The sequence below is a fragment of the Pseudomonas sp. NPDC088885 genome (assembly GCF_044750025.1).
GTDB lineage: Bacteria > Pseudomonadota > Gammaproteobacteria > Pseudomonadales > Pseudomonadaceae > Aquipseudomonas > Aquipseudomonas rustica.
The window spans coordinates 1-8218 of the sequence record NZ_JBIVJB010000140.1 but is presented as its reverse complement, the minus strand read 5'-3'; the positions used below and the strand labels follow the sequence as shown (position 1 = coordinate 8218).

The 8218-nt window shown below is 58.1% G+C and carries 6 protein-coding genes and 2 pseudogenes; 5 read left to right on the top strand and 3 right to left on the bottom strand.

The window, feature by feature from the left end:
* The 4 genes and pseudogenes from ACIP1X_RS26755 to ACIP1X_RS26740 form a co-directional block, all read left to right on the top strand.
* A partial coding sequence (locus ACIP1X_RS26755; protein WP_400755777.1) for a glycine--tRNA ligase subunit alpha occupies window positions 1–286 on the top strand: 286 nt, incomplete at its 5' end.
* Complete coding sequence (glyS, locus tag ACIP1X_RS26750) at window positions 283–2337, top strand: glycine--tRNA ligase subunit beta (protein ID WP_212550269.1); 2055 nt, start codon at window positions 283–285, stop codon at window positions 2335–2337. The genes ACIP1X_RS26755 and glyS, both read left to right, overlap by 4 nt.
* Window positions 2338–2341: 4 nt before the next feature.
* Window positions 2342–2881, top strand: a pseudogene (gmhB, locus tag ACIP1X_RS26745) (D-glycero-beta-D-manno-heptose 1,7-bisphosphate 7-phosphatase).
* A gap of 83 nt (window positions 2882–2964) precedes the next feature.
* Entirely contained in the window at window positions 2965–3744 is a 780-nt protein-coding gene (locus ACIP1X_RS26740; RefSeq protein ID WP_053125312.1) for a 1-acyl-sn-glycerol-3-phosphate acyltransferase, read from the top strand.
* A gap of 167 nt (window positions 3745–3911) precedes the next feature.
* On the opposite strand, the gene ACIP1X_RS26735 is transcribed toward ACIP1X_RS26740, so the two are convergent.
* The gene (locus tag ACIP1X_RS26735) at window positions 3912–5444 is read right to left on the bottom strand and encodes an ATP-binding protein (protein WP_400755776.1); all 1533 of its coding nucleotides are present in this window, start codon (window positions 5442–5444) and stop codon (window positions 3912–3914) included.
* Between the two features lie 169 nt (window positions 5445–5613).
* Between ACIP1X_RS26735 and ACIP1X_RS26730 the strand changes: the two genes are divergently transcribed.
* The gene (locus tag ACIP1X_RS26730; RefSeq protein WP_242207938.1) at window positions 5614–6333 is read left to right on the top strand and encodes a response regulator transcription factor; all 720 of its coding nucleotides are present in this window, start codon (window positions 5614–5616) and stop codon (window positions 6331–6333) included.
* Between the two features lie 37 nt (window positions 6334–6370).
* On the opposite strand, the gene dinD is transcribed toward ACIP1X_RS26730, so the two are convergent.
* Together dinD and gyrB are read right to left on the bottom strand one after the other, a co-directional pair.
* Complete coding sequence (gene dinD / locus ACIP1X_RS26725; RefSeq protein WP_400755775.1) at window positions 6371–7183, bottom strand: DNA damage-inducible protein D; 813 nt, start codon at window positions 7181–7183, stop codon at window positions 6371–6373.
* Between the two features lie 203 nt (window positions 7184–7386).
* Window positions 7387–8218: pseudogene (gene gyrB / locus ACIP1X_RS26720) on the bottom strand (DNA gyrase subunit B); the annotation flags it as partial.

Here is an 8218-nt window from a genome sequence, read left to right as displayed (position 1 = left end):
ACTGTTCTACTACTATGAAAGCGAAGCCAAGCGCCTGATCGAACTCGACCAGCCGCTGCCGTTGCCGAGCTACGAAATGGTGTTGAAGGCCTCGCACACCTTCAACCTGCTGGATGCGCGCCGGGCGATCTCGGTGACCGCGCGTCAGCAATACATTCTGCGCGTACGCACCCTGGCGCGTTCCGTTGCGCAAGCCTACCTGCTGGCACGCGCCAAGCTGGGCTTCCCGATGGCGACCCCGGATCTGCGTGACGAAGTACTGGCCAAGCTGGAGGCAGCACAATGAGTGCGCAAGATTTTCTGGTTGAACTGGGCACTGAAGAACTGCCACCGAAAGCCCTGAATACCTTGGCTGACGCGTTCCTCGCCGGTATCGACAAGGGCCTGCAAGCCGCTGGCCTGAGCTACGAGACTAAAACCGTCTACGCCGCGCCGCGCCGTCTGGCTGTGCTGATCACCGCGCTGGCTACCCAGCAACCGGATCGCAGCATCAACCTCGACGGCCCGCCACGTCAGGCGGCGTTCGACGCTGAAGGCAATCCGACTCAGGCAGCCCTGGGTTTCGCCAAGAAGTGCGGCGTTGATCTGAGCGAAATCGATCAGAGCGGCCCGAAACTGCGTTACAGCCAGAGCATCGCCGGCAAGCCGACCGCGAGCCTGCTGCCGACCATCGTCGAAGATTCGCTGAACGACCTGCCGATCCCGAAACGCATGCGTTGGGGTGCGCGCAAGGAAGAGTTCGTGCGTCCGACCCAATGGCTGGTGATGCTGCTCGGTGACCAGGTCATCGACTGCACCATCCTCGCGCAGAAGGCCGGCCGTGATTCCCGTGGTCACCGCTTCCATCACCCGGAAAGCGTGCGCATCGGTTCGCCGTCGAGCTACCTCGCCGACCTGCGTGCCGCTTACGTGCTGGCCGATGCCAACGAGCGTCGCGAGATCATCAGCAAGCGCACCGAAGAGCTGGCCACCCGTCAGGAAGGCACCGCAATCGTTCCGCCGGCACTGCTCGACGAAGTGACCGCGCTGGTTGAATGGCCGGTGCCGCTGGTGTGCTCGTTCGAGGAACGTTTCCTCGACGTGCCGCAAGAAGCGCTGATCACCACCATGCAGGACAACCAGAAGTACTTCTGCCTGCTGGATGCCGACGGCAAGTTGCTGCCACGTTTCATCACTGTGGCCAACATCGAAAGCAAAGACCCGCAACAGATCATCGCCGGTAACGAGAAAGTGGTTCGCCCACGCCTGACCGACGCCGAGTTCTTCTTCAAGCAAGACAAGAAGCAGAAACTCGAAGACTTCAACCTGCGCCTGCAGAACGTGGTGTTCCAGGAAAAACTCGGCAGCGTCTACGACAAGGCCGAGCGCGTTTCCAAACTGGCCGCGTACATCGCCGCTCGCATCGGCGGCAACGCTTCGTGGGCTGCCCGCGCTGGCCTGCTGTCGAAGTGCGACCTGGCCACCGAAATGGTCGGCGAGTTCCCGGAGATGCAAGGTGTCGCCGGTTACTACTACGCCCTCAATGACGGCGAGCCGGAAGACGTCGCGCTGGCGCTGAACGAGCAGTACATGCCACGCGGTGCCGGTGCTGAACTGCCAGCCACCCTGACCGGTGCGGCCGTCGCGATCGCTGACAAGCTCGACACGCTGGTCGGTATCTTCGGTATCGGCATGCTGCCAACCGGCAGCAAAGACCCGTATGCCCTGCGCCGTGCGGCACTCGGCGTGCTGCGTATCCTCATCGAGAAGAAACTCGACCTCGACCTGAACGACGCCGTGGCGTTCGCCGTGAATGCGTTCGGTGCCAAGGTCAAGGCAGCCGGTCTCAACGAGTCCGTGCTGGAATTCATCTTCGACCGTCTGCGTGCGCGTTATGAAGACGAAGGCGTTGAAGTCGCCACCTACCTGTCGGTGCGTGCCCTGAAGCCGGGTTCGGCGCTGGACTTCGATCAGCGTGTGCAAGCGGTTCAGGCCTTCCGCAAACTGCCGGAAGCGGCAGCGCTGGCGGCGGTGAACAAGCGTGTATCGAACTTGTTGAGCAAACTCGAAGGCGCGGTACCGACCGAAGTGCAGGCGAAGTACTTCGACAACGCCAACGAGTTCTCGCTGTACTCGGCGATCCAGCAAGCGGATCAAGCGGTTCAGCCAATGGCTGCGGCGCGTCAGTACAACGAATCGCTGGCACGCCTGGCGGCATTGCGTGAGCCGGTGGATGCGTTCTTTGACGCGGTAATGGTCAATGCCGACGACGCCAATGTGCGGGCCAACCGTTACGCGCTGCTGGCGCGTCTGCGTGGTCTGTTCCTCGGCGTTGCCGACATTTCGCTGCTGGGTTGAGGGATTGCTGTTGAAACTGCTGATTCTCGATCGGGACGGAGTGATCAATTACGACTCCGACGCTTACTTCAAGTAAGTGGCGGAGTGGATTCCGTTGCCCGGCTCGATCGAAGCGATTGCGCAGTTGAGCAAGGCCGGCTGGACGGTGGCGGTGGCCACCAACCAGTCGGGCATTGCTCGCGGCTACTACGACCTAGCCACCCTCGATGCCATGCACGCGCGGTTGCGCGAGCTGGTCGCGGAGCAGGGCGGTGAAGTCGGACTGATCGTGTACTGCCCACATGGGCCCGACGAAGGCTGCGATTGCCGCAAGCCGAAGCCGGGTATGTTGAAAACCATCGCGGCGCATTACGACGTCGAGCTGAGCAATGTCTGGTTCGTCGGCGACAGCCTTGGTGACCTGGAGGCTGCCAAAGCCGTCGATTCACAGCCAGTTTTGGTAAAGACCGGAAAAGGCGAAAAGACTCAGGGCAAAACCCTGCCGGTTGGCACTCTGATTTTTGACGATCTGGCGGCGATTGCCGCAGAACTTATCCACAACTAGAGTACTTCTGAAGTTCCTGACCAGGGATTGATCGGGAGTGCGCTTGAACACTCGGGCATTGCCCCGTCACGGTAAACGTCACTATGTCGATACTGCGGGCCATCAGGATTTTTCTCTTTTACCTGCTGCTGGGCACCACCTCCCTGCTGTGGTGCAGCTTGAGTTTTTTCATCGCGCCGTTTCTGCCGTTCAAGGCGCGTTATCGTTTTATCAACGTGTACTGGTGCCGTTGCGCCTTGTGGTTGACCAAGGTGTTTCTCGGTATCCGTTACGAAATCAAGGGCGCGGAAAACGTGCCTGACCGGCCCTGCGTGATTCAATCGAACCACCAGAGCACTTGGGAGACGTTCTTTCTCTCCGCTTATTTCTCGCCGTTGAGCCAAGTGCTCAAGCGTGAATTGTTATTCGTGCCGTTCTTCGGCTGGGCCATGGCCATGTTGCGGCCGATCGCGATTGACCGCGACAACCCGAAAGCAGCACTGAAACAAGTCGCCGCGAAAGGTGACGAGCTGCTCAAGGACAACGTTTGGGTGCTGATCTTTCCGGAAGGCACACGCGTGCCGTTTGGCACTGTCGGCAAGTTCTCCCGCAGTGGTAGCGCTTTGGCGGTGAACGCGGCGCTTCCGGTACTGCCGATTGCACACAATGCCGGCAAATTCTGGCCGAAAGTCGGCTGGGGTAAAAAGTCAGGCGTGATCACTGTGGTCATCGGCGAACCGATGTACGCCGAAGGCACAGGCCCGCGCGCCATTGCCGAGTTGAACGACCGGGTGCAAGCCTGGAACGAGAAGACTCAACGCGAAATGGGCTCTCTGCCACCGGCACCGCAGGCACCGGTCGCCAATGATCAGATCGCTGTCTGAGATTTTGTGGATAACCTGTGTACGGTTTGTTTGAAAAGGCTTGAATATTGAGATTAAGTAATTGATTTACTTATATATTTCTCAAGCTCATAAAAGACCGTAAAAGGTGCATAAGTTTTTTTCCGATGTAAAAAACCGGCTGATATAGCCGGTTTTTTTGTGCCTGATTATTCGTGAATCAGCGGTAACTCCAGCAGGAACGTGGTGCCTTGATCCACCACGCTGCGGCATTCGATTTTACCGCCATGGTGATCAACCACCGCTTTGACCATCGACAGGCCCAGCCCCACACCATCGATGCCTTGGGCGGAGGAAAAACGGCGGTACTGGCTGAACAGATCCGGCAATTCATCGGCGGCGATGCCTTTGCCTTGATCGATCAATTCACAGTGCAACCATTCCTCACGGCAACGGACCCGCAGGGTGATCGTGGTGTCGGCCGGGCTGTACTTGATCGCGTTTTCCAGCAGGTTGAACAGCGCGCGGGTCAGCAAGCCTTGATCGGCATTGATCAGACGTTCCTGCGACTCTTCATCCATGTCATGCAGCAGCTCGATGCGTTTCTGCTGGGCAATGGGCAACGCTTGATCCAGCACGTCGAGCACCAGCATCGCGAACAACGTCGGTTGAAATTGGTAAGTCTCAGACTCAGCTCGCGCCAGCAGAACAAAACCGTCGGTCAGATCCAGCGCGCGGCGCACCTGACGTTCGATCTGTTCGAACAACGGCGCATCAGCCCCGGCCTGATGGCGATGCACATCCAGCAAAGCGAGGATCGCCGAGTGTGGCGCGCGCAGGTCGTGGGACAGAAAGCGCAGCAATACGCTGCGTTGTTCTTCCGCCGCGCGTTCCGCGCTAAGGTCGGTGAGGCTCAGCAGCCAACCGATCGGCGTGTCACCGTCCACCGGCAGCAGGGCGGCACGTTCCAGGCGCAGGCTGCGTTCCTTGTGGTCACGAAATTCCAGCAGCGGCAGGGCGGATAACGCTGGACGTGGCTCTGTGGATAATTCCGGATAGCCGAGGCGGGCGAGTTGATCGAGGACGTCGTCGCCCACTAATGCAGTATCGAACAACGCGCGGGCCTTGCGATTGCCCAGCAGGATCTGCCCCTTGGGATCGCTGATCAGTGTGGCGACCGGCAAGTATTCCAAACCGTCTGCGATGAAGCGTCGAGTATCGCGAGTGCGGCTCATGGCTTGTTCAAGGGCCATGATCTGCCCCTGCAAACGATCGGCGCCGGTGAATTGCGTGCGACGGCGTTCGGGGAAAACCTTCGGCTCTCCATCCAGCCGCGTCAGCTCCCAGCCGAAATAAGTCAGCACCACACTCAGGCGCCGCCAGTTCCAGATCAGATAGCCGAACAACATGCCCAACACCGCCGGCGTCGGCGACCACCAGCGACGTATCTCCGCCAGCCCGGCGCTGGTCAGCAGCACGCCGGCCATGCCAACCAACGTTACCCACAACGCCCAGCGCGGACGCCACAGCAGCAATCCAAGTACACACGCTACCAACCCAACCGAAAGCATGGCTCCCATGACGGGGGTGATATCGCGCAGGTTGATCTGCGCGCGATACGACAACAGCGCAGTCAGCGGCAACAGCACTAGACTTATCCACAACCACTCGCGCACCAGCTGTCGAAACAAGCGTTGCACCTGGCTGGGCTCGCGGCTTTCGCGCCGGCGATTAGTGTTCATTTGGAAAAACGGCAGGGCAGGGTGAATGGTTTCATGGGCCACAGGTCTGAGACGTAGACCCGAAGAATCATAGCGGACGTCGACCAACGGCGGGCCGCTTACTTTCACTGCGAGGGCCGAGCGACTATGGTTGTCCGCCAACTGCCCAAGCAACAAGGAATAACCGCGAATGCGCGTTGCGATTCTGGACGACGAACCCGCCGAACTGCGCCGGGTCGAGCAAACCCTGCAGCAAATGGCCGATGCCGGCGAACAGCCGTGGTCACTGCACAGCTTCGAACGCGGTGAAGACCTGCTGCGCCAACTGCGCCGGGAAACCTTCGACCTGCTGATCCTCGACTGGCAACTGCCCGACCTCACCGGCCTGGCCCTGCTGCGCTGGACCCGCGAACACATGGAAGCGCCACCAGCGGCAATCATGCTCACCAGCCGTGATGGCGAGAGCGATATCGTTCAGGCGTTGAATGCGGGGGCGGATGATTATGTGAGCAAGCCGTTTCGGCCGAATGAATTGAAGGCGCGGGTGGCTGCAGTATTGCGGCGGCACAGCCAGCAACGTGCGGCGGCGACGGAAGTGCTGAGCTTCAATGATCTGACGTTTGATGATGCTGAACTGACGGTAACTCGCGAAGGAAAGCCGATCGTTATGACCGAGCGCGAGTATCGGCTGGCGCGGTGTCTGTTCAGCAATCTCGGCCGGCCATTGTCGCGGGATTATCTGTATGAGCGGTTTTGGCCGCATGAGGAGATGGCTTCGTCGCGGCCATTGGATACTCATATCTATCGGCTGCGCAACAAGCTCGGGCTGACGGCGGATCGGGGTTGGCAACTGTTGACGATTTATGGGTATGGGTATCGGTTGGAGAGTGTGGCGTCGAACTCGCAGTAATGGTTCTGGCCGTTTCACTCTTCTTCGGCGCGACCCTTCAATTTTTTGATCGCAGATTCCAACTGCTTGATGCTGGTAGCCGGCATTGGAAGATCCTCTGGCATGGTGCCGCCAAGTTCGGAAATTGTTTCTCTGACTTTTCGACCAACCTGCAAGTGAACTTCGTTAGCTTGTTGCTTGCCCTGAACATTGTCGCGACGCAATTTATCTTCAGCCTGAGTCGCTCGAAATAAATTAGCGGCAAGTCAGTCGAGCCCATGTGATCAAGAATTTTTTGGCTTTTTTTGAGGCCTTTGCGCTGGTGGATCGCTTTCTGATCAAGTCCTCCGTAGAGCCCTTGATATCCATGATTCTGGAAAACGGCGAAATCCAATTCTGTCTCAACGCCTGCCTGCTGTGCCGTTTCAACCAGAAGCTTGTTGTGCTCGCGCAACTCATTGCGCAGCAGCAAACGCTTCTGATCGTCCCTTAGACTCTGAAATTCGGAATCGTCTGTCAGCTCCTGACGTCGGGTCTGAATCGCAAAGTAGGTTTGCCCTGCGGCGATGACGGGCTTGGATGGATCTCCGTTCTGGACAACCAGATAGCAGGCATAGCGGGAGAGGTGGATATCCTTCAGTTCTCGCAGAGAACCAGACCCCAAGGAGACCATTTTGCTGGCTTCAACAAAATGGTCGGATACCGAATGATCACCGTGTTCACAAGCTTGTATAGCCTTGGCGATAACGTTCTCGAAGTTACGCCACGTTCTGTATTCCAGCAGCGGAGCAAGGTCTCGGGCAGACCAATACTCCACTCCACTGTCGGTTCGGTATTTGAGGCCTTCAAACGTCTGATGCTGTTCGCTCAACGGTAAATCCTCTGCTGAATGAATAAGTCGAAAGTAGCCAGACAGAGCGTTGCACTGACGCGAGGAGTTATCAATCCGGAAAACATGTACATACAAATCATGACGCAGACTTGTATGCATGGAGGGATGCTTGAAACGTATAAACCCCGATGAGCCAAAACTCACCGGGGTTTATTTTTTACTTCAAGTCCGAACAGAATTCGTTAGAAATCCAGGTTCGAAACCGCCAACGCATTGCTCTCGATGAAGTCACGGCGAGGTTCGACCGCATCACCCATCAGGGTGTTGAAGATCTGGTCTGCGCCGATGGCGTCTTCAATGGTGACTTTCAGCATGCGGCGCACGCTTGGGTCCATGGTGGTTTCCCACAGCTGATCCGGGTTCATTTCGCCCAGACCTTTGTATCGCTGAATGGTGTGGCGCTTGGTGCTTTCAGCCATCAGCCAGTCCAGTGCTTCCTTGAACTCGGTGACTGCTTTCTTGCGCTCGCCACGCTGGATGTAAGCGCCTTCGTCGAGCAGGGTGCTCAGTTGAGCCCCGAGGGTGACGACGGTTTTGTAGTCATTGCTGCCGAAGAAGTCGCGGTTGAAGGTGACGTAGTTCGACAGGCCGTGGGAGATCAGTTCGACCTCTGGCAGCCAAACGCCACGTTCACGATCTTCACGCAGGCTGGCCTTGTAGACCAGACCGGACTTCTCGACGGTGCGCAAACGCGCTTCGTACTGGGCCAGCCACTCTTGCATCGCTGCGTGGTCGCCGAGCTTTTCCAGGCTCACGGCCGGCAGGTAGATGAAGTGCTCGGTCAGTTCCTGCGGGTACAGGCGCGACAGACGCTTGAGGGTCTTCATCACCATGCGGAAGTCATTCACCAGACGCTCAAGCGCTTCACCGGAAATACCCGGGGCTTCTTCGTTCAGGTGCAGGCTCGCATCTTCCAGGGCCGACTGCGTCATGTATTCTTCCATGGCGTCGTCGTCTTTGATGTATTGCTCTTGCTTGCCTTTCTTCACCTTGTACAGCGGCGGCTGTGCGATG